The organism is Ruegeria sp. BE9 (genome assembly GCF_056538765.1).
Map to the genome: position 1 here is coordinate 474,593 of NZ_JBQFTS010000002.1, position 20,036 is coordinate 494,628.

Consider the following 20,036-nt stretch of genomic DNA (forward strand, 5'->3'; position numbering starts at 1 on the left):
TGTCTTACGAGGATACCTGTTCACGAAGGACCGACGCGGTAAGCGAGATCATCAGGTAAATACCAGCAAACAACAGGAAAGCCAAAATCGTATTTTCGAACTTGCGCGGATAGCTAGGCTCTTCGCTGGCCACGGGGTTCACGGAAACGGTCAGATAACGCACTTTGCGGTTGGCTTCGGTTCGCGTGGTTTCCATTTGTTCCATGGCTGTCTGCATCATCATATCACGCGCTGCGAGATCAGCTTGGGCCATCTGGATGCGAACGCTCAGACGCGCCAGCGAGTTTTCACCTGCCGACACGTCAAGCATTTCGGCGTTCAATTCTGCAAGAACCACTTCCAGACGCTCAATATCCGCGCGAACACCCTCTACCTTGGCGGCGTTAGGACGAAGGTTGTCCAGTAGGGCTGCTAGTTGGAGTTCCTTGTCCTGAATCAGTACCTCGATTTCATTGATGCGCCCCCGCAGCCCGGCTAAGACGTTTTCCGGATCCAAAACAGCACCCTGTAGCTGCAATTCGATCAATTCTTCTTGCGCCTTCCGGCGCTCTTCCTGAGCCATCTCAAAGCTGGCCATAGCTTGCTGCATTTGGTCTGCGCGCTTGATTTCGCTCAGCCCATTGATCGTATCTTCTGCGTAGGACAGCAGGAGTTCTGACAATTCAACGGCGATCTCGGAGCTTGGTGCCGCGACCTCCATTCGGATAATGCCGTCACTGGGGTCATAGCCGATGGTGACCATACGCTTGTACAGCTTATAGGTGTCCTCAAGGCTCGCGTCCTTGGGCAAGCGTTGGATCGGATCAATCCAATCCTGGCTGAAAACTTCGGAAAAACCCGTGTCGTTCTCAAGCCTTACAAGAGCATCTTTCGATTCCAGAAATTCTTGCGTAGCAACAGAGTCCTGTGCGGTGGCGTATTGCGTGCCTGCCAGAAATCCTCCGAACGACGCCCCAGCGCCATCTGCCTGCAAGATCGAAAAGGCCGAGTCACTCGCATACATTGGCGTAGCGATTCTATAGAAATAGAAACCGACAATTAAGGTTGGGAGCAAAACAAAGGCTGCCAGTCGTGCAAACAGCGCAAATAGCTTGCGTTTTCGTCGGCGCGCAATCTCTTTTTGAATGTCTCCAATTTCAAGATTGCGCCTCTCAGACGGGCTAAGTTCTTTCCCCGGCAGCGAATGCGAGTTGTCTTTGATCGTCTGCGGTAGCTGGATGGTGATCTTGTCTTTGGCTTGATCTTCCGCGCTATTCTTCTCGGCCGCGAGGTCAAGCAGACTGGCGCGTTCGAACGGGTCTATCCCATTTTGGCGGAGTAAACGAACGGCATCATAATCCGAAGTTGCAGCCAAACCATTTTTTTGCGCCAAGCGTCGCGCGATGCGCAATTGGCGCCCGGTCAGCCCTTCACGCTTGATCTCGTCAATCTCGGTCGCAGGCTGGGCCTCGTTCGCGGCATCTGTTGCCTGCGTTGCCTTTTTGATGCGCGCGATCGCGTCCGACCGCGCCTCTGGCGTGCCAGCCCCCTGACGTTTACGGCGCCAGTTGTATTTTTTAGCCTTGGGTTTGGTAGTCATATAGCTGTTTCGCCTCTTCCAAGGTGTCGAACATGTAAAGTTGGCCGTCTATAAGAACTGCCGCTTGCTGGGCAAACTTTTCGAGAAGGGATGGGCTGTGTGATACGATAACCAGAGTGGTTGTCCGCAACCGTTCTTTGAGAATGTCACCCGCCTTGCGGTTGAATTCGACATCTGTCGTCGCAGGCATCCCCTCGTCGATCAGATACATGTCAAAATCCAGGGCCAGCATGAGCGCGAATGTAAAGCGCGCCTTCATCCCCGATGAGTATGTTGCCATGGGTTGGTCGAAATACTCGCCGAGGTCGCAAAGCCAGTTGCAATAGGCCTCAACGTAGTCAGGGTCCATGCCGTAGATTTTCGCGATGTAACGCGCGTTTTCCAGTGCGGACATTTTGCCAGCCACACCACCAGTAAAGCCCATAGGAAATGAAATTCGGCAAGACTTGCGGATCACCCCTTCGTCAGGTTTTTCCAAACCGGCCATCATGTTGATCAGGGTTGTCTTACCTGTGCCGTTAGGGGCCAGAATGCCGACGGATTTGCCCAGCTCGATTCGGAACGAGACCCTGTCCAGGATCACCTTGCGGCGTGTCCCGGTCCAGAAGGACTTACTGACATTCTCAAACTCAAGCATTCACAGCCTGCTGCTCTTGTTTTCTTGTCCGCCGGTGGTGACGGCGAAGTAACGGTTAACCTATGGGTCCATGTTGGCCACATTATGTCGAATTGTGAAACAAATGATCAATGCGCACCTTGGAGTCCCGGCGCTATTGTGACCTTTGCACCGGTTGGACCAAGCCCTCGCGTTGACTATCTTTCAATTCGATCTTCAACAAGTCTGATGCAGGAAACCTTGCGATCTGATGAATTCGCTGCAGAAAGAAATAGAATCCTGTCGCATTTGCGCGGATAGGTTTGCGTCCACCCAGACGGCACACGAACCACGCCCTGTGGTGTGGTTTCAGCCCGGCGCACCGATCCTGATTGCCGGTCAGGCGCCGGGGGCGCGTGTTCACGCATCAGGGCGTCCGTTCACCGACCCGTCTGGTGACCGGTTGCGTGAATGGTTGGGGATAGATGGCTCCGTTTTTTACGATCGTTCACAAGTTTCAATTGTTCCGATGGCGTTCTGTTTTCCCGGTTACAATGCCAAGAAGGCTGACTTGCCGCCCCCAGCGATCTGCGGAAAGACTTGGCATGGCCGGGTCATGCAGGCGTTGGGGGACGTGCCTTTGACTGTTTTGGTCGGAGGCCATGCACACAAATACCACCTAAAGGTACGCACGCCAGTCACGGAAACCGTGCGAAATTGGCGAGACCATGCGCCGCGGGTCTTTGCCTTGCCCCATCCGTCGTGGCGGAATACGGCATGGTTGAATAAAAATCCGTGGTTCGAGGCCGAGCTGTTGCCGGTTTTACGAGCACGGGTGCAAGAGGTTCTGAATGACTGAAGCCACAGCCCTTGATGTCGCCCACGCCGGGATGGAAGCCAACCCTCAGGATGACTCCGCGCGATTACGGTTCTTTGAGCGGCTTGCCGACAGTGAGCTCTTTTTGTTGCTAACCGAAGAAGCGAAGGACGAGAACATTTCGCCCGAGCTTTTTGATGTCGCAGACGGCAGGTTCGTTCTGGCCTTTGACCGGGAGGACAGATTGGCCCGTTTTGCAGAGCGCCCCGTCCCGTATGTTGCATTGTCCGGTCGCGTGCTGTCTTCGATGTTGGCGGGGCAGGGGATTGGCCTTGGGTTAAACCTCGAAGTTGCGCCTTCGTCTATGTTGATTCCAGCTGAGGCTTTGGGTTGGTTGTCGACCACATTGCAGCATGCCCCCGAAGAGGTAGAGCAACGTTTGGCGGAATTCCTGCCTCCAACGGGTTTGCCAGATGAGTTGTTGACGGCGTTAGACGCCAAATTGGCGACAGCCGTTGGGTTGGCGCAAGCTGCGTATTTGGTGGGAACCAAATCCGAAGAGGGCGGGTCCGGCCATCTTCTAGGCTTTGTAGGTGCGGTTGATGGAGCTGAGCCCGCGCTTGCCAAGGCCGCGTCCGAAGCGCTTACGTTTTCTGGTATCGAAGCTGGTGCGATGGATGTGGGCTTTTTTGCTCAACATGATCAAGCCGCTGCGTCGTTGGCAAGAGTTGGGCTTCGGTTCGATTTGCCGCAACCCGAAGAGCGCGTCGTCACTCAGGTGATACCAGGCAGTGATCCAGAGAAACCACCAATTTTGAAATGAGCGTAATCAAGCTGCGCCCTGCGATGTGTTAACCGCAGGGCGCTGGGGTTTTATTCTGCCGCAGCTTCAAGCTTGTCCTGCGTGCGAGTTTCAAAGTCGCTGGCGTCGTGGCGCTCGTGCAGCTGAGTGTGGGGCTCTCCGAACGCGCGATTGACCATGCGGCCGCGCTTAACCGCGGGGCGCGCGTCGATCGCCTTGGCCCAACGCATCACGTTCTTATAGGATTCGACATCCAGGAATTCGGCAGCGCTGTACAGGCGGCCCAGAACCAACTGCCCATACCAAGGCCAAATTGCCATGTCGGCGATGGTGTAGTCCTCGCCCGCGATATAGGTGTTCTCGGCCAATTGCCGGTCCAGAACGTCGAGTTGGCGCTTGGTCTCCATGGCGAAACGGTTGATGGGGTATTCCCATTTTTCCGGTGCATACGCGTAAAAGTGACCAAAGCCGCCGCCCAGATAAGGTGCGCTTCCCATTTGCCAGAATACCCAGTTCATAACCTCGGTACGTTCGGGGCCTGACTTCGGCAGAAACGCGTCAAACTTTTCGGCCAAGTGGAACAGGATCGAGGCGCTTTCGAAAACGCGCATCGGTTTTTCACCGGATCTGTCCCATAACGCAGGGATTTTTGAGTTCGGGTTGGCCTCAACGAAACCCGAGCTGAACTGATCGCCTTCGCCGATATTGATCAGCCACGCATTGTATTCTGCGCCTTCATGACCCAGCGCCAAAAGCTCTTCCAGCATTACCGTGACTTTGACGCCGTTTGGGGTTGCTAACGAATAAAGCTGAAGGGGGTGGCGTCCGACCGGTAGGTCCTTGTCATGGGTGGCCCCGGAAATCGGGCGGTTGATATTGGCAAACTGCCCACCACTCTTGCTGTCCCATGTCCAGACCTTAGGGGGAGTGTAAGTGGATTGCTCGGTCATTTTCTGCCTCTCTCAGCAAAGTTCGTTTGAATTGTCCGTTCGCCTAAACAGCTAATGTTGCAAAGCCCCGAGTCCAACCCCGGACGTGACGGTGGTTTTGTAACAAACGGGGTATATCCTCTCACGTTTCTTCATTCGACCTCACAGCGCCGCGAGGAGGACTGCCCAACGAAGGGAAAATACCTATTCTTTTCACAGACCCGAGGTTCGGGCTGATTACCAACTCTGAGGACGAGAGGATTGACCACATGAAACGCTTTGCCCTGACCCTGGCGACAGCTCTGACCCTGGCAGTTCCGGCTTTTGCCGGTGATCAATACGTGGATGGCACCGGATACGCTGTTTCAGGCTATGACGTCGTTGCTTATCGCAGTCTGGATCAGGTTCCAGTTGGCCAGTCACAGCCCGAAGCTGTTCGTGGCCGTTCTGAATTCACCGCTGATTACAATGGCGCTACATGGGCCTTCGCGTCCGAAGAAAACCGCGACAAATTCCTTGAGAACCCAGCCTACTATGCACCTCAATACGATGGGCACTGCGCATATGGCGTCTCACGTGGCGGAAAAGTTCCGGCGAACCCAAATCTGTGGCGGATTGTTGACGACAAGTTGTACCTGAACATCACGGATGTTGTTGTTGGCTTCTGGGAAGAAGACGTTCCGGGCAATATCAACCTGGCAGAAGGCAACTGGCCGGGAATCGAAGGTGCTGACGCATCGAGCAGCGTTATCCCTAAGTTCACCTCGCAAGGTCCGGTTTCGAACTAATTGGCCACTCATGACCATAAAGCCCGGCCGTCAAACGCCGGGCTTTTTTGTGAAATCAGCTTGCTAGCCAGAAATCGTCACGCATCTGTTGATCGGCCTCAAACTTGATGCGAACACTCCGGGCACCTGGAAACTTGCGGGCCGTGATTGTCTCAGGAACCACTACCTCACCGGCGCCGGCGTCATTTGACTGAAAACTCAGTAACTCGGTCTCCATTCGTCTCGCAGCAGCCAAAAGCGATGTCGGCAGAGCCACGCGGTTAGAACCTTCGCAAACCGGAGTTGAGACAAAATAGGTCAGGTCGCGGCCATGAAACCCGACGGCGTCCGGTACATGATCGGTCTCGGTTATCGTTTGGGTGTCTGTGTCCGGCCCACGCCCCTCTGGGTTGTGCGACAAAGCGGTATTCAGCAGGGTGCGACAGGCGTCGATATCTGCGGTCTCCAGCTCAATCACACGTTTACGCAGCTTTGGACGGCGTGGCTTGCCCGAAGCCTGACCCCTTGTGGTCAAACCTTCTCGACGCAACAGGTCATAAGCCTCCTTGGCGCGGGCAAATCTTGTGCAATCACCATTGGTGTGGTCAGGATGTGCGTGAAACGCAATGTGGCGCCAAGCGTCGCGGATTTCATCTGAACCGGCGTTTTGATCCAAGCCCAGAGCAGTCAATGCTTCTGCGCGTGCCTTGATTTTCTCAACAGGCTCCATACCCAATTCACTCTTTAAACAAACAACACGAGTTCAGTTTGGGCAGGATCACGAATTTGTCAAATTCAATTAGAAGTTTATAGCGACACGCAGAACAATCGCCGGATACAGGTTCAATTGTCCATTGGCTTGGTGGCCGCCGATTTTTCGGATGTCACACAAAAAATCCCGAAGGCCATGCAGCCTCCGGGAACCAAACGTCTTACAGTTGATGTTTAGGCGACGTTTTGCAGTTCGGCTTTTGGAGTGATGCCTAGGGCGAAGCATACGTCACGTGTCAATTCAGGCCGGTTCAACGTGTAGAAATGCAACTTGTCGACGCCGCCCTCAATCAGATCCGAACACAGTTCAGTGCATAAGGCAGTTGCCAGCAAATCCTCACGATCGTCGCGGATCGCCTTCTCAAAAGCCTGATCCAACCATTCAGGGATCCGTGTTCCGCAACGACGGGCAAAGTTTCGAGCACCTTTCCAGTTCTCGATGGGCAGGATGCCCGGCACGATAGGTTTGTCGATTCCGGCTTTTGCACAGGCATCCCGGAACCGAAAGAAGGTGTCAGCCTCGAAAAAGAACTGAGTCAAAGCTTCGTCTGCACCGGCGTCCAGCTTGGCTTTGAGCCAATCTACATCTGTATGCGCGTTTTGTGCTTCGGGATGAATGTCTGGGTAAGCCCCAACACGGATGATGAATTTATCGGTTTCAGCCAAAGCCGATATCAGTTCAACGGAGTTTGCGAACCCATCAGGATGAGGCTCAAACCGGTCTTGCCCTTTTGGCGGGTCTCCACGCAGTGCAACGATGTCACGCACGCCTGCTTTCGCAAAGGTATCGGCAATGTTCAGCGTTTCTTCGCGCGTTGCGTTTACACAGGTCAGGTGGGCAGCAACAGGCAAGCCCGAGGACTTGTGCAGCGTGGCAACAGCGTCGCGCGTCAGGTCCCGGGTCGTACCGCCAGCACCATAGGTGACCGACACAAAGCGCGGTTCGAGAGGAGCGAGCGTTTGAACCGTATCCCAAAGGCGGAACGACGCCTCGAGCGTTTGTGGCGGGAAAAACTCGAATGAAATCTCTGGTGTCGTCATTTTTGCCTCACAGGTCCTATCTGAGGCTCTTGTGCCAGTTTGAGCATTGTGAGACAAATTCATATTACTCAAGAACAACATGAGTCTCACAACAATGCACATCGAGTTCCGGCATCTGCGAACTATTAAAGCCATCCATGAATGTGGTGGGCTGGCCCGCGCAGCGGATCAGCTGAATATCACGCAATCCGCGTTAAGCCATCAGATCAAGGGGTTGGAGGATCAGGCCGGAGTGGAGCTGTTCCTGCGCCGGTCCAAGCCAATGAAGCTGTCGGCAGCAGGATTGCGGCTGTTGCGGTTGGCGGAACAGATTCTGCCGCAGGTCGAGGCCACGCAACAGGAATTCTCCTCGCTACGAGATGGGCGTACGGGACGGATGCATATTGCCATCGAATGCCACGCTTGTTTCGAGTGGCTATTCCCGGTGCTCGAATCCTTCCGTAAGTCTTGGGGAGATGTAGATGTCGATATCCGGCCGGGGCTGGCCTTTGATGCTTTGCCCGCTTTGCAGAAAGAAGAGGTTGATCTAGTCGTCTCATCCGACCCTGAGGACCTGCCGGGCGTCGAGTTCATCGAACTTTTCGACTATGACGCGGTGTTCGTTGCGGCGTCGTCACATCCGCTGGCTCAGAAAGAGTATATCGAAGCCGAGGATTTCCGGGGCCAGACTTTGATCACCTATCCGGTCGAACGCACGCGGCTGGATGTCTTCAGTCAGTTGCTGATCCCCGCTCGCGTTGAACCCGCTGCGATCCGTCAGGTAGAGCTTACTGCGGTGATCCTGTTGCTGGTTGCGTCGAACCGAGGTGTGTCGGTATTGCCCGACTGGGTCGTGCGTGAGGTAAAGTACAATTCAGACTATGTCACCCGGCCGTTGACCAAGGATGGGATTACCCGCAGGCTTTATGCTGCAGTCCGTACCGAAGATCTTGAAAAACCCTTTGTGCAAGAGCTGATCGAATTGGCTGGAACCGAGGCGCGCAAGCTGCAGGCGCAATAGGCGCATAACGCGGGTCTGCTATGCGCATCATTCCTCTTGGCAAGGGCGCATTGCCCCAGTATACGCGCGGTTTGACCGGACAGGAGCCTTTGGACAATGGTAGGCAGTGCAAACCTCAACATCATGATCAAAGCCGCGCGCAAAGCGGGGCGTTCTTTGGTCAAGGATTTTCGTGAAGTCGAGAACCTTCAGGTGTCGATGAAAGGCGCAGGTGACTTTGTCTCCAAGGCTGACATTGCAGCCGAAGCGATCCTGAAAGAGGAACTGCTCGGCGCACGTCCAACCTATGGCTGGCTGGCCGAAGAAGGCGGCAGCATTGATGGCGAAGATCCGACCCGCCGCTGGATTGTGGATCCGTTGGACGGCACCACCAATTTCCTGCACGGTTTGCCTCATTGGGCAGTTTCCATTGCGCTGGAACACAAGGGTAAAATTGTTGCCGGTGTGATCTATGACGCGGCGAAAGACGAAATGTTCTTTGCCGAAAAAGGCGAGGGTGCGTGGATGAATGACACTCGCATTCGTGTTTCGGGTCGTCACCGGATGATCGAGTCGATCTTCTCGACCGGTCTGCCTTTTGGCGGCCGTTCGGATTTGCCTGCAACTCTGCAAGACCTGGCCCGCCTGATGCCTGCTTGTGCCGGTGTGCGCCGTTGGGGTGCTGCGGCGCTGGACATGGCCTACGTGGCCGCTGGCCGCTACGAAGGTTTTTGGGAACGTCGCTTGAATGCCTGGGATTTGGCCGCCGGTATTATCATCGTTAAAGAAGCTGGTGGTTTTGTGCAGGCGCTGAATCCCGAAGGTAGCATTCTGGAAGATGGCGAAGTCATCTGCTCGAATGAACCGATCTTTGATCAGTTTGCCAAGGTGATCCGAGGCTGATTGGCCGAGATACTTGTTGATCAAGCGCGCCCCGATCGAGGCGCGCTTTTTTGTTTCAAAGTGCGGCGCGCTGCGCCAACCCAGCTTCGCTAGCCAAACGAGCGGCAACAGATGCGACAGCAAGGTCTTGCAGCCCTACGCCAGTGCCATCGAACAGTGTGATTTCATCATCCCCGGTCCGACCCGGGTGGTCACCGTTGATGACGGCACCGATAGGCGTAATCTCAGTTTCCCTGAGCGCACCAGTTTCAATCGCATGCTGTGCTTCACCTATTGTTACGGACTGGGCAACTTCATCGGTGAATACGGTAGCCGAAGCGACCAGAGCCGGATCAACTTCCATCTTGCCCTTGGTGTCGGTGCCCATGCAGGCGAGGTGCGTTCCGGGTTTGATCCAGTTCTTCATTAGCAGAGGCTCAAACGCTGATGTGATGGTTATGATCACGTCCGCCTGAGCACCCAGTTCCTGTTGGCTGACGGCCTCGAACTCCAGTCCAATCTCCTCGGCAACAGCGGCCAAGCGTGGAAGCATGTCAGGATGCGGATTCCATGCCACGACTTTTTCGAACTCACGCTGTTCGGCTGCTGCGCGAAGCTGGAACGTAGATTGATGCCCCGCGCCAACCATCCCCAGAACTTTGGCGTCCTTACGTGCAAGATGCGCGATCGACACGGCAGAAGAGGCCGCAGTTCGAACAGCTGTCAGATAGTTGCCGCCCACGAGCGCGGATAACCTCCCGCTATCGGGGTCGAACAGAAATACTGTGGATTGGTGATTGGTTAGCCCTTGATCAGCATTGCCGGGCCAATAGCCTCCTGACTTAACCCCCAGCACCTGCCCATCCCGATCAAAACCGGACTTGAACCCATACAGCGCGTCTGCATACTCAAGCGCCTCACGTACCACGGGGAAGTTGCGAGCTGCGCCGCTGGCCATCGCGCCAAAGACGGACTGAACGGCGTCAAAAGCTTGTGCGCGGCCAACAAGTTGTTCGCAAAGATCCTCGCCAACGATTAACAGGCCATCTTGTGTGTTCATGATATCCCTCATTGCTCAATAGGCCTTTCCGCGCGCGGAGACTGGCCAAAGCGCCTCTACCTTTCCACCGCGCACACCGACGTACCAATCGTGCACGTTACATGTCGGGTCACAGTGGCCGGGAACCAGACGTAGTTTGTCGTTCACCTTCAGGACCCCATCTGGGTCTCCGATTACACCGTGTTCGTCCGAGCATTTTAGGTATTCGACGTCGTCGCGCCCGTAGATAAAGGGCAGGCCGCTATCGACGGACTGGGCCTTGAGGCCCGCGTCGCAGATCGCCTTGTCCGTCTTGGCGTGGCTCATGACACTGGTCAGAATGAACAGCGCGTTTTCCCATTCGCCTTGATCGATCCGCTTGCCGTCCTTGTCGAGAATTCGGCCATAGTCAGCGTCCATAAAGGCGTACGACCCGCACTGGAGTTCATTGTAAACGCCTGAGTTGCTCTCGAAATAGTAGGATCCAGTGCCGCCACCCGAAACCAACTCACATTCGATGCCCTCCGCCTGTAGGCCTTCCACGGCGTCCTTGACCATGGCAATCGCCGTGTCCAGCTTCTCTTTCCGGGCCTCATAAGTGTCGAGATGCTGCATCGCGCCCTGATAGGCCTGAATGCCGGTGAATTTTAGGTTGGGCGCAGTCTCGACCGCCTTGGCTATTTCAACGACAGCAGCGGTGGTTGTCACACCACAGCGTCCCGCGCCGCAGTCGATTTCAACAAACACTTCTAACTCGGTGCCATTCCGCGAAGCTGCTTCAGAAAGATCGGCGATGTTTTCAAAGTCATCGACGCAAACAATCGTGCGCGCACCGTATTTCGGCAATTGTGCGAGGCGGTCGATCTTGGCCGGATCGCGTACCTGGTTAGAAACGAGGATGTCCTTGATACCGCCTCGCGCGAATACCTCGGCCTCCGAGACCTTCTGACAGCAGACGCCGACCGCGCCGCCAAGCTTTTCTTGAAGCTTGGCTACATCTACCGATTTGTGCATTTTGCCGTGCACCCGATGGCGCATGCCATGAGCCTTGGCGTAGTCGCCCATTTTCTTGATGTTCCGCTCCAGCGCATCCAGGTCAAGTATCAGGCAAGGGGTCTGAATCTCGCTTTCGTCCATTCCGATAGCAGCAGGGATATCGAAGCCGACTTCGAGCTCTTTGATGTTCACGGGCTTGTTCATTTTGCTCCTCCTTGCCCTTTCAGCCAGGGCAGTTTGTCCAGATCCACGTTGCCGCCGGTGATGATCGCCCCGACGCGCTTGCCCCGAAACACGTCGGGGTTTTTGAGAATGGTTGCCAAGGGCACCGCAGAAGACGGCTCCATCACAACACGCAGGTATTTCCAGGTGAGTTTCATCGCTTCGACGATTTCGTCTTCGGAAGCAGTGAAGATGTCAGTCACGTTGTTAGATACAAAGTGCCAGGTGTTTTCCTTCAGCGGCACCAACAGCCCGTCTGCTACGGTCTTAGGGGCGTCGTCAGCGATGATGTGACCTGCCTTGAACGAGCGGTACGCATCATCCGCCTGTTCCGGCTCGGCTGCATAGATCGACGTTTCGGGCGCAAGGTTCGAAACCGTCAGGCAGGTGCCCGATACCATTCCACCCCCACCGATAGGAGCAATCACGGCGTCCACCCCTCCAGTTTGCTCTAGCAGTTCGGCAGAACACGTGGCTTGCCCGGCGATAACGCGCGGATCATTGTAGGGATGGACGAATTCACCGCCCGTTCTGGCCTGGACCTCAGCAAACGTGGCCTCGCGAGACGAAGTGGAGGGTTCGCATTCGGTGATTGTGCCTCCAAACCGGCGAACAGCGTCTTTCTTGGCTTGCGGGGCCGTGCGGGGCATGACCACGTTGCATGGGATGCCACGCTGACCGGCGGCATAGGACAGTGAGAGGGCGTGATTGCCGCTGGAATGCGTGCAGACCCCCTTGGCCGCCATTTCGTCGCTCAGGCCAAATACAGCGTTGCAGGCCCCCCGCACTTTGAACGCGCCGGCTTCCTGAAAGTTCTCACATTTGAAGAACAGTTGCGCACCCGTCAGATCATTCAAGTAATCTGACACCATCACCGGAGTGCGCCGGATGTAGGGCTTAATCCGCGCATGTGCTGCGCGCATGTCGTCGATAGTGAGGCTCGCCGCAGGTATTTGATCCAACATCGTCATTCTCCTTATGCGGCGGCTTTTGCGCTGCCCGATGAACCGGTGCGGAAATAGTCTTGTGCGGCGGCAACGCCGCTGCCCAGTTTGATCGGATAATTCAGATCCGCCATTGCCATTTCGACGGTGCTGAGGCCGGACAGAACCATGACATCCGTCAGGCTACCCAGATGGCCAATACGGAAGGCCTTACCGTTCAGTTGACCCAGCCCAACGCCAAAGGACACCCCGTAGTTGTTGAAGGCATGATCAGTCAGGACATTGCTGTCATAGCCCTCGGGTACGTAAATCGCGCTGACCGTATCGGAGTATAGATCAGGTGACTGTGCCACCAGCTTCAGCCCCCAGGCGTCGACTGCGCGTCGAACACCCTCGGCTAAACGGAAGTGCCGCGCATAGACGTTCTCCAAGCCTTCCTCGAACAGCATTTTCAGGCTTTCGCGCAGGCCGTAGATCAACTGAAGAGGCGGCGTGTATGGAAATCCACCTGATGCGTTGGCAGCCATCATGTCGCTAAAATCAAAGAACGTTCTCGGCAGCTTCGCTGAGTTCATTGCCTCCTGTGCCTTTGGGCTGACGCACAGGATTGCCATGCCTGTAGCAAGCATGAACCCTTTTTGTGAGCCCGAAATGGCGATATCCACGCCCCATTGATCAAATGCAAAGGGCATTGATGCCAACGAGCTGACGCAATCTACGAACAGCATTGCAGGGTGCTTGGCACTGTCCATCGCCTTTCGTACTGCCGCAATATCGGAAAGAACTCCGGTTGCCGTTTCGTTGTGAGTGACCAGAACGGCGCGGATTTCATGTGCCTTGTCTTGGGCCAGTATCTCCTGGAATCGATCTGCCGGAGCACCGCTGCCCCAATCACACTCAACAATCCGGACATTCAATCCATGACGCTCGCACATGTCGATCCAACGATGGCTAAAGACGCCATAGCGCGCCACCAGGACGGTATCGCCCGGGCTGAGAGTGTTGGTAATTGCGGCTTCCCAACCTCCGGTGCCGCTGGCAGGGAAGGTCACAACTTGCCCGGTGGTGGTGCCAAACACCTTTTTTGTTTCCTCAAGAACGGGTGCAAAAGTTTCGACAAAGTCAGGCGCGCGGTGATCCTGTGTCTGGACGTGCATGGCCAGCCGCAGACGGTCTGGAATGTTGGTCGGGCCGGGAATGAAGACCGGGTTTTGGTTGGACATCTCTGGTTCCTCCGCTTTCGGGATCAGTATCCTTGAGCCTGCTGCGAGGTGCAATTTTCTTGAAAAATATTTTCATTTTTGTCATTAAAATCATAATAATCTGAAAATATTGTATTTTTCGTTTTTCATTTTCGGGGTTGAATAAAGCCGGATGTGAAAAAATCAGTCGAGTGAAGGGGGAGAGAGCCAATGGAAAGTCAGAAAAGACCGCGCGGCAGGCCCAAGTCGCTGTTCAAGGAAAGCTCTGCCGGTACCATGCAATCATTGGATCGTGCGTTAGGCGTTTTGACAACGGTTGCCAATTTAGAGCGCGCGGCGCTCAGTGATCTGGCACGAGAGGTTGGCGTTCCTACGGCTACAACGCATCGAATTCTGATCACGCTGCAAAAGCATGGGTTTGTGACCTTTGATGACGAACGCCAAGAGTGGATGATTGGGATCGAGGCTTACCGGACAGGGGCATCGTTTCTGCGGCGTAACAGTGTGCTTGAGATCGGGCGCCCCATTTTGCGGCGGCTTATGCAAGACAGTGGTGAAACGGCGAACCTTGCTGTCCCTGACGGGGCCGAAGTTGTCTTTGTCGGGCAAGTGGAAACGCCGAACCCGATCCGAGCGTTTTTTCCACCAGGAGCACGAACGCCGATGTATGCGTCGGGTACAGGCAAGGCTATTCTTGCAGCGATGAATGAGGCGGTGATGAATAAGGTCCTGAATACAGCCGACCCTGAACCTTTTACATCGCAAACCCTTGTGCCCGGTGACGGGTTGATTGCGGATCTGACTGAAACTCGAGAGCGCGGCTGGTCGCATGACCGCGAGGAGCGATACGAGGGCATGTCCTGCATTGGCGCCGCGATTTATAATGATCGTGCAGAACCCTGCGCCGGGATTTCAGTTTCGGGGCCAACAGTGCGCTTCAACGCGGATCGCGTCCCTGAATTGGGGGAACTGGTTCGTATCGCCGCTCAAGAGATCACGCATCTGAGCGGAGGTCGGCTTCCTGAACGCCTGCAAGGGTAATGCCTACTTGCGGGGGACTCGTGGAATGCGGGATTTGGTCAGCTTGTATTTGTGCTCGGGGTGGGGAGGGTGGCCGTGTGTGCGGCCCCAATATTGAATGCCGCCACGTTTCAGCCAAAGCGGGATACATAGGATGAGGCCAACTAAAAACCCGCCAGTATGCGCCCAATAGGCTACGCCGCCTTCGTCTGGGTTGCTTGCGAGGCTTCCCACGAATTGCATGCCCAGCCAGACACCCAGCATGACAAAAGCGGGCACTGTGAACACACGGAAATAGACAACAAGCACCAGCAGAATATCCACCCGGGCTTTGGGGAACAAAAGCAGGTATCCCCCCATAACGCCGGCAATAGCACCCGATGCGCCAATGGTCGGAACCACCGAATCTGGCGCGGTGGCAACGTGGATCAACCCGGCTCCGACCCCTGCGAGTAGATAAAACAGCAAAAAGGTCAGGTGACCCATTGCGTCTTCGAGGTTGTCACCAAAGATCCATAGGAAGAGCATGTTCCCAGCAAGGTGCATCCATCCGCCGTGGAGGAACATTGATGTCACCAGTGTTTCAAACGCAAACCCGTCAGTAATTCGCGCAGGAATGACGGCATAGTCGAAATATAGCCGGTTTATGAAAGGGGCGTTGTCCATGTTCCCCACATAACCGAGGAAGACCACTATATTGGCCGCCATCAGAGCATAGACGACATAGGGTGTGCGGCCAGACGGGTTATGATCTCGGATCGGAAACATGGGGCGACGCTGGGCTTTTCCCAGCCCAGCGTCAAGGTATGGTTACGACGCACCTCCCAACAAAGCCGCATTGCCTCCGGCGGCGGTGGTGTCGACGCAAACGTGACGCTCGCCGATTACCCGAGCCTTGTCTGGCTGGCCGGGGATGAGCGGGAGAATAGGTCCGTCACGGCGTGCCAGATGACGTTCTATCTCGCGCGCGGTTTCTTCGTCTCCCCACCAAAGAACTCCTGAAATACCCGGAGTGTTCTCCAATCTGTGCAGGTCGAGCATTCCAGTGGCACAGATGGAGGTGCCGCCCAGTGCCTTCACTGCGTCCGCTTGCGCCTTCACCGCTTCAGCACCTGGACCCATGCACAACAGCGGTGCTCGGGGGAATTCACTCAGGCGGTTGGACTCCCCAGTGGGGCCTGGCAAAGACTGGGTTTGCACAGCGCTGGGTTGGCCCTGCGGTGCCGGCAGTTCACTCATGTTGTCCTGCCATTCCTGGTCGATGCTTTGACGGTTCGGAGCGCAGAACCTGGCCATGTAGTTTGGCCCACCCGCTTTGGGGCCTGTGCCTGACAGCCCTTCACCACCAAATGGCTGTGACCCGACAATGGCGCCAATCTGGTTTCGATTGACATAAATGTTGCCTGCGTGGACGGCTTCGGTAATGTGCTGCACCCTGTCGTCTATGCGGGTGTGCAGACCGAAAGTCAGGCCATAACCAGTTGCGTTGATATCGTCGATGACCTGATCAATTTCTGATGCTTTGAACCGTACCACGTGCAGCACCGGCCCAAAGACTTCGCGCTCAAGCGCCGCAATGCCCGGGATCTCGATCAGGGTCGGCGCGACAAAGGTGCCTTCGGGCGGAGTGTTCAATTCCTTTAGAACACGCCCTTCAGTACGAGCTGTTGCGATATGCTCCTCAATGCCATGTCGCGCTGTCTCGTCGATGACGGGGCCACAATCGGTCGATATCAGCCAAGGCTCTCCGACGTTCAGTGCGTCTATCGCCCCAGTCAGCATGGTAAGAAGGTCGTCGGCAATATCCTCTTGAACGTAGAGGCAGCGTAGAGCCGAACAACGCTGCCCGGCGGACTGAAAGGCGCTTTCGATTATGGACTGCACCGCCTGTTCCGGCAGCGCAGTACTGTCCACAATCATTGCGTTCAATCCACCGGTTTCGGCAATCAACGGCGTTCCCGGGCGCAAGTTGTCGGCCATCGATGCGCGAATCTTTAGCGCAGTCGCTGTAGACCCTGTAAAGGCTACGCCCGAAACGCGCGGATCCGAAGTCAACGCTGCGCCTACCAATGGCCCTCCCGGCAATAGCTGCAATACGTCACGTGGCACCCCAGCCTCGTGCAACAATTGTACTGCGCGGTGCGCAATCAATGGCGTCTGCGGAGCAGGCTTGGCCAGCACTGCGTTTCCTGTGGCCAGAGCTGCGGAAATCTGACCAGTGAAAATAGCCAGGGGAAAGTTCCATGGGCTGATGCACGTGAAGATGCCCGCTGGTTCTGCTTCTGGGATGTTGGCGGCGTAATAGCGCAGGAAATCAACCGCCTCACGCAATTCGGCCACAGCGTCAGGTACGGATTTCCCAGCCTCCCGCGCCAACAAGGCAAAAAGCTCACCGTAGTGCGTCTCGTAGAGGTCGGCTGCCGTGTTCAGAATGCGGGATCGATCGCTGGCCGACACTTGCCACGGTGACGCAGATGCCAGAGCAAGCTCGACATCTCGCGTGCTTGCTTGGCCGACCGCGCCCGGTCGATCCTGCGGTTGTGCTGGATTCGTGATCGGTTGATCCTGTTCGGGGTGCGCCGCATCCGAAAGCAGTGGCAGCGCATACCAGTGATGCGATCGAAATGCGTCGCGCGCGGCATCAATCCGATCAAGAGTTGGTGTATGCTGCAGATCGAAACCACGCGAATTGGGCCTTTCAGGCTGAAACAATTCGGGGCCGGTCGGCAAGTTCGGCTTGGGTTCATTAATTGTCAGGAACGGGTCCGCGGCCACCTCCTCCGGTGGGACGTTTTCATCCACAATCTGGTTTACAAAAGATGAGTTTGCCCCGTTCTCCAACAGGCGCCGGACAAGATATGCCAGAAGGTCACGGTGGGCACCTACCGGAGCATAAATCCTACAGCGCGTGTTACCCTGATCTTTGACGATCTGGTGTAAGGTCTCACCCATGCCATGCAGACGCTGGAATTCGAACGGCTGACCATCCGCCATGTGAAGGATGGCACTGACCGTGTGCGCGTTGTGGGTCGCGAATTGCGGGTAGATTCTGTCGGTCATGCTCAGCAGTTTGCGAGCATTGGCAATGTAGGAAACGTCCGTTGCCGCCTTGTGAGTGAAAACCGGGAAGCCATCGACGCCTTCGACCTGTGCGCGCTTGATTTCGGTGTCCCAATAGGCACCCTTAACCAGCCGCACCATGAGCTTGCGGTCGTGGCGTTCCGCCATGTCGTAGAGCGTATCCAGAACGATAGCGGCACGGGGCCCATATGCCTGTACGACGATGCCAAAACCGTCCCAGCCCACAAGAGCAGGTTCGGCCATGACAGCTTCGATCACTTGCAGAGAGAGGGAAAGACGGTCAGCCTCTTCGGCGTCTACGTTCAGGCCCATGCCAGCGGCTTTTGCCAAAAGGCACAACGCTCTCAGTCGCGGTACCAATTCGTCCATCACCTGCTGTTCTTGCGCCAGCTCATAGCGCGGGTGCAAAGCTGATAGCTTGACGGAAATCCCTGGGTTGGCCCGAATATCATCGTGTGTACAAGCATCTGCGATGGCGGCAATCGCACGCGAATAAGACAGGTGGTAGCGGGCGGCGTCTGCCTCGGTCCGAGCCGCTTCGCCCAACATGTCATAAGAATAGGTATAGCCCTTGGCCTCCATCCCGCTGGCACGGTTCATGGCCGACTGAATGGTTTCCCCCAAAACAAACTGGCGCCCCATTTCTTTCATCGCGCGCCCTACGGCGGTTCTGATCACCGGCTCACCCAGCCGCTTGATTGCGCCACGCAGGGCGCTGACAGGGGATGTCTTGCCTTCGTCCAAAACCTTACCGGTCAGCATCAGCGCCCATGTCGAGGCATTGACCAGCGATGATGAGGACCGCCCCAAGTGCCTTCCCCAGTCTGAAGGCGCGATCTTGTCTTCGATCAGTGCGTCAATCGTGTCGGCATCCGGAACCCGCAGCAGCGCTTCGGCCAAACACATCAGCGCGACACCTTCATCGGTGGACAGGCCATACTCGGCCAAAAACACTTCCATCATGCCCGGCGAAGTACTGGATCGGATATCTCGCACGAGCTGCGCGGCGGCCGCGCAGATGGCAGAGCGATCAGCCTCGGACAGATCGGCTTGAGTGATCAAAGCATCCAGAACGGCGGTCTGGTCAGCATAGGTTTGGTTGTCGATGTGGGTGCGCAGGCTGTGAGACATGAATCCTCCGGTCTTTTGATGAGTATACAGTCGAAAAGTCGGGACAATCGGCTTATATTGCGGGAATGAAAGTCAATTGGACTGAATATTCGAGGATTGAAGATGCAAAAAGACTTTCCCGGTCTGGATCGGTTTGATCGCGCCATCCTAACGATTCTGGCGCAAGACGGGCGCATTTCAGTGGCGGATCTCGCTCGTCAGATCGGATTGTCGAAGTCACCCACACAGGCGCGTCTCAAGAAATTGGAGGCCGACGGTATTATCACCGGCTACCGCGCCTTGTTGGATCCGATCCGGTTGGGTTTGGATCATGTGGCTTTTGTCGAGGTGCGTCTGACCGACACGCGGGAAAAGGCGTTGGCCGAGTTCAATTCGGCAGTTCGCAAAGTGGCTGAAATCGAACAAGCTCATATGATCGCGTCCAATTTCGATTATCTGTTGAAAATTCGCACGGGGTCTATGACCGAATACCGGACTGTTTTGGCCGAGAAGATTTCATCGCTGCCACATGTCGCGAATACATCAACCTTCGTTGCGATGGAGGCAGTGAAAGAAACTGGTTTGTCGGGCGAGATCGAAGGCATGGGTTGACGTTGGGCCAAAGCGCATCACCTTTGGACAATGAAAAAACTTGCTTCAGCCACTCTCTTGCTTGTTGTCTCGATGTCCGCCGGTGCGGCGGCAGAATGCCCCGAAGTACCCGATCATTCCGACGACCTAACGGCCCTGCTTGAAAAGATCCGTGCGGCCCCGACTGAGCAAGATGCGCGCGAATTTTCCAGTCAGATGTGGGAGTTTTGGAGAGATGCCCCTGACGAGCAGTCGCAAAGCGCTCTAGATCGCGGGATGTTGCGCCTGAACTCTGGAGACTTTCTGGGGGCAATCGACGATTTTAATACAGTCATCGAATACTGTCCGCTTTATGCGGAGGGATACAACCAACGTGCCTTCGCGCATTATTTGCTGAGGGACTACAGCTCAGCGCTGCCGGACTTAGAACGTGCAATCGAACTGTCGCCTAACCACGTTGCCGCCATCAGCGGTAGAGCACTTACTCTATTGGGCTTACAACGCATAGAAGAGGCACGAGAGGCCTTGTCGCAAGCGTTGATGCTGAACCCATGGCTGGCCGAACGTCATCTTGCAGGGCCCGGAGGCCCGTTAGAGCCGCTGGGCGAAGAGATCTAAAGAAAACGCCCCCGAAGACTTTGGCTCAGGGGAGTTTTCAGGCGTGTTTTA

At 55.7% G+C, this 20,036-nt stretch carries 19 protein-coding genes; 8 read left to right on the forward strand and 11 right to left on the reverse strand.

Going from position 1 to position 20,036, the window contains the following annotated elements; genetic code table 11:
• Positions 1-4: 4 nt before the first annotated feature.
• Together ACR0EO_RS08970 and ACR0EO_RS08975 are read right to left on the reverse strand one after the other, a co-directional pair.
• Positions 5-1,579 (reverse strand): KpsE/RkpR family capsule polysaccharide export protein, encoded by a 1,575-nt coding sequence (locus ACR0EO_RS08970; RefSeq protein ID WP_480689048.1) that lies wholly within the window; start codon positions 1,577-1,579, stop codon positions 5-7.
• Positions 1,557-2,216 carry an ABC transporter ATP-binding protein gene (locus ACR0EO_RS08975; RefSeq protein WP_480689050.1) on the reverse strand — a complete coding sequence of 220 codons (660 nt, stop codon included), beginning with the start codon at positions 2,214-2,216 and terminating at the stop codon, positions 1,557-1,559. Before ACR0EO_RS08975 ends, ACR0EO_RS08970 begins: the two co-directional genes overlap by 23 nt.
• Before the next feature lie 229 nt (positions 2,217-2,445).
• On the opposite strand from ACR0EO_RS08975, the gene ACR0EO_RS08980 reads away from it, so the two are divergent.
• Both ACR0EO_RS08980 and ACR0EO_RS08985 read left to right on the forward strand, forming a co-directional pair.
• The gene (locus ACR0EO_RS08980) at positions 2,446-3,033 is read left to right on the forward strand and encodes a uracil-DNA glycosylase family protein (protein ID WP_480689052.1); all 588 of its coding nucleotides are present in this window, start codon (positions 2,446-2,448) and stop codon (positions 3,031-3,033) included.
• Positions 3,026-3,814, forward strand: a complete 789-nt coding sequence (locus ACR0EO_RS08985) for an SseB family protein (RefSeq protein ID WP_480689054.1) — start codon at positions 3,026-3,028, stop codon at positions 3,812-3,814. The genes ACR0EO_RS08980 and ACR0EO_RS08985 overlap by 8 nt, the downstream gene beginning before the upstream one ends.
• A 50-nt stretch (positions 3,815-3,864) precedes the next feature.
• Here ACR0EO_RS08985 and yghU read toward each other — a convergent pair whose 3' ends face one another.
• Complete coding sequence (gene yghU / locus ACR0EO_RS08990) at positions 3,865-4,743, reverse strand: glutathione-dependent disulfide-bond oxidoreductase (RefSeq protein WP_480689056.1); 879 nt, start codon at positions 4,741-4,743, stop codon at positions 3,865-3,867.
• Between the two features lie 248 nt (positions 4,744-4,991).
• Between yghU and ACR0EO_RS08995 the strand changes: the two genes are divergently transcribed.
• Complete coding sequence (locus tag ACR0EO_RS08995; RefSeq protein ID WP_480689058.1) at positions 4,992-5,510, forward strand: YHS domain-containing (seleno)protein; 519 nt, start codon at positions 4,992-4,994, stop codon at positions 5,508-5,510.
• 55 nt (positions 5,511-5,565) lie between these two features.
• On the opposite strand, the gene ACR0EO_RS09000 is transcribed toward ACR0EO_RS08995, so the two are convergent.
• Both ACR0EO_RS09000 and metF read right to left on the reverse strand, forming a co-directional pair.
• Positions 5,566-6,219, reverse strand: a complete 654-nt coding sequence (locus ACR0EO_RS09000; protein ID WP_480689060.1) for a DnaJ domain-containing protein — start codon at positions 6,217-6,219, stop codon at positions 5,566-5,568.
• Between the two features lie 215 nt (positions 6,220-6,434).
• Complete coding sequence (gene metF / locus ACR0EO_RS09005) at positions 6,435-7,301, reverse strand: methylenetetrahydrofolate reductase [NAD(P)H] (protein ID WP_480689062.1); 867 nt, start codon at positions 7,299-7,301, stop codon at positions 6,435-6,437.
• Positions 7,302-7,395: 94 nt separating this feature from the next.
• Here metF and ACR0EO_RS09010 point away from each other — a divergent pair, with 94 nt between their 5' ends.
• A complete protein-coding gene (locus tag ACR0EO_RS09010) occupies positions 7,396-8,301 on the forward strand; it encodes a LysR family transcriptional regulator (protein WP_480689746.1) in 906 nt (301 codons plus the stop codon).
• A 96-nt stretch (positions 8,302-8,397) separates the two neighbouring features.
• Positions 8,398-9,183: an inositol monophosphatase family protein gene (locus ACR0EO_RS09015; protein WP_480689064.1), complete on the forward strand. Its 786-nt coding sequence runs from the start codon at positions 8,398-8,400 to the stop codon at positions 9,181-9,183.
• Between the two features lie 55 nt (positions 9,184-9,238).
• On the opposite strand, the gene bhcD is transcribed toward ACR0EO_RS09015, so the two are convergent.
• The 4 genes from bhcD to bhcA are packed head-to-tail and all read right to left on the reverse strand — an operon-like array spanning position 9,239 to position 13,586.
• Positions 9,239-10,222 (reverse strand): iminosuccinate reductase BhcD, encoded by a 984-nt coding sequence (gene bhcD, locus ACR0EO_RS09020; RefSeq protein ID WP_480689066.1) that lies wholly within the window; start codon positions 10,220-10,222, stop codon positions 9,239-9,241.
• Between the two features lie 15 nt (positions 10,223-10,237).
• Complete coding sequence (bhcC, locus tag ACR0EO_RS09025; RefSeq protein ID WP_480689068.1) at positions 10,238-11,401, reverse strand: 3-hydroxy-D-aspartate aldolase BhcC; 1,164 nt, start codon at positions 11,399-11,401, stop codon at positions 10,238-10,240.
• On the reverse strand, positions 11,398-12,384 hold the full coding sequence (gene bhcB / locus ACR0EO_RS09030) for a beta-hydroxyaspartate dehydratase BhcB (RefSeq protein WP_480689070.1): 987 nt from the start codon (positions 12,382-12,384) through the stop codon (positions 11,398-11,400). Before bhcB ends, bhcC begins: the two co-directional genes overlap by 4 nt.
• Positions 12,385-12,395: 11 nt before the next feature.
• The gene (bhcA, locus tag ACR0EO_RS09035) at positions 12,396-13,586 is read right to left on the reverse strand and encodes an L-aspartate--glyoxylate aminotransferase BhcA (protein WP_480689072.1); all 1,191 of its coding nucleotides are present in this window, start codon (positions 13,584-13,586) and stop codon (positions 12,396-12,398) included.
• 189 nt (positions 13,587-13,775) lie between these two features.
• Between bhcA and ACR0EO_RS09040 the strand changes: the two genes are divergently transcribed.
• Positions 13,776-14,606 (forward strand): IclR family transcriptional regulator, encoded by an 831-nt coding sequence (locus tag ACR0EO_RS09040; RefSeq protein ID WP_480689075.1) that lies wholly within the window; start codon positions 13,776-13,778, stop codon positions 14,604-14,606.
• Between the two features lie 3 nt (positions 14,607-14,609).
• On the opposite strand, the gene ACR0EO_RS09045 is transcribed toward ACR0EO_RS09040, so the two are convergent.
• Together ACR0EO_RS09045 and putA are read right to left on the reverse strand one after the other, a co-directional pair.
• Positions 14,610-15,353, reverse strand: coding sequence for a rhomboid family intramembrane serine protease (locus ACR0EO_RS09045; protein ID WP_480689077.1), 744 nt, complete (start codon positions 15,351-15,353; stop codon positions 14,610-14,612).
• 42 nt (positions 15,354-15,395) lie between these two features.
• Complete coding sequence (gene putA, locus ACR0EO_RS09050; protein ID WP_480689079.1) at positions 15,396-18,797, reverse strand: bifunctional proline dehydrogenase/L-glutamate gamma-semialdehyde dehydrogenase PutA; 3,402 nt, start codon at positions 18,795-18,797, stop codon at positions 15,396-15,398.
• Between the two features lie 102 nt (positions 18,798-18,899).
• Here putA and ACR0EO_RS09055 point away from each other — a divergent pair, with 102 nt between their 5' ends.
• Positions 18,900-19,388: an Lrp/AsnC family transcriptional regulator gene (locus tag ACR0EO_RS09055; protein WP_480689081.1), complete on the forward strand. Its 489-nt coding sequence runs from the start codon at positions 18,900-18,902 to the stop codon at positions 19,386-19,388.
• Positions 19,389-19,418: 30 nt separating this feature from the next.
• Positions 19,419-19,985, forward strand: a complete 567-nt coding sequence (locus tag ACR0EO_RS09060; RefSeq protein ID WP_480689083.1) for a tetratricopeptide repeat protein — start codon at positions 19,419-19,421, stop codon at positions 19,983-19,985.
• Positions 19,986-20,036 lie beyond the last annotated feature (51 nt).

Excerpts from the sequence above, each read along its gene's own strand:
- ACR0EO_RS08970 (WP_480689048.1), bottom strand. The coding sequence starts at position 1,579 with ATGACTACCAAACCCAAGGCTAAAAAATACAACTGGCGCCGTAAACGT.
- ACR0EO_RS08975 (WP_480689050.1), bottom strand. The coding sequence starts at position 2,216 with ATGCTTGAGTTTGAGAATGTCAGTAAGTCCTTCTGGACCGGGACACGC.
- ACR0EO_RS08980 (WP_480689052.1), top strand. The coding sequence starts at position 2,446 with ATGAATTCGCTGCAGAAAGAAATAGAATCCTGTCGCATTTGCGCGGAT.
- ACR0EO_RS08985 (WP_480689054.1), top strand. The coding sequence starts at position 3,026 with ATGACTGAAGCCACAGCCCTTGATGTCGCCCACGCCGGGATGGAAGCC.
- yghU (WP_480689056.1), bottom strand. The coding sequence starts at position 4,743 with ATGACCGAGCAATCCACTTACACTCCCCCTAAGGTCTGGACATGGGAC.
- ACR0EO_RS08995 (WP_480689058.1), top strand. The coding sequence starts at position 4,992 with ATGAAACGCTTTGCCCTGACCCTGGCGACAGCTCTGACCCTGGCAGTT.
- ACR0EO_RS09000 (WP_480689060.1), bottom strand. The coding sequence starts at position 6,219 with ATGGAGCCTGTTGAGAAAATCAAGGCACGCGCAGAAGCATTGACTGCT.
- metF (WP_480689062.1), bottom strand. The coding sequence starts at position 7,301 with ATGACGACACCAGAGATTTCATTCGAGTTTTTCCCGCCACAAACGCTC.
- ACR0EO_RS09010 (WP_480689746.1), top strand. The coding sequence starts at position 7,396 with ATGCACATCGAGTTCCGGCATCTGCGAACTATTAAAGCCATCCATGAA.
- ACR0EO_RS09015 (WP_480689064.1), top strand. The coding sequence starts at position 8,398 with ATGGTAGGCAGTGCAAACCTCAACATCATGATCAAAGCCGCGCGCAAA.
- bhcD (WP_480689066.1), bottom strand. The coding sequence starts at position 10,222 with ATGAACACACAAGATGGCCTGTTAATCGTTGGCGAGGATCTTTGCGAA.
- bhcC (WP_480689068.1), bottom strand. The coding sequence starts at position 11,401 with ATGAACAAGCCCGTGAACATCAAAGAGCTCGAAGTCGGCTTCGATATC.
- bhcB (WP_480689070.1), bottom strand. The coding sequence starts at position 12,384 with ATGTTGGATCAAATACCTGCGGCGAGCCTCACTATCGACGACATGCGC.
- bhcA (WP_480689072.1), bottom strand. The coding sequence starts at position 13,586 with ATGTCCAACCAAAACCCGGTCTTCATTCCCGGCCCGACCAACATTCCA.
- ACR0EO_RS09040 (WP_480689075.1), top strand. The coding sequence starts at position 13,776 with ATGGAAAGTCAGAAAAGACCGCGCGGCAGGCCCAAGTCGCTGTTCAAG.
- ACR0EO_RS09045 (WP_480689077.1), bottom strand. The coding sequence starts at position 15,353 with ATGTTTCCGATCCGAGATCATAACCCGTCTGGCCGCACACCCTATGTC.
- putA (WP_480689079.1), bottom strand. The coding sequence starts at position 18,797 with ATGTCTCACAGCCTGCGCACCCACATCGACAACCAAACCTATGCTGAC.
- ACR0EO_RS09055 (WP_480689081.1), top strand. The coding sequence starts at position 18,900 with ATGCAAAAAGACTTTCCCGGTCTGGATCGGTTTGATCGCGCCATCCTA.
- ACR0EO_RS09060 (WP_480689083.1), top strand. The coding sequence starts at position 19,419 with ATGAAAAAACTTGCTTCAGCCACTCTCTTGCTTGTTGTCTCGATGTCC.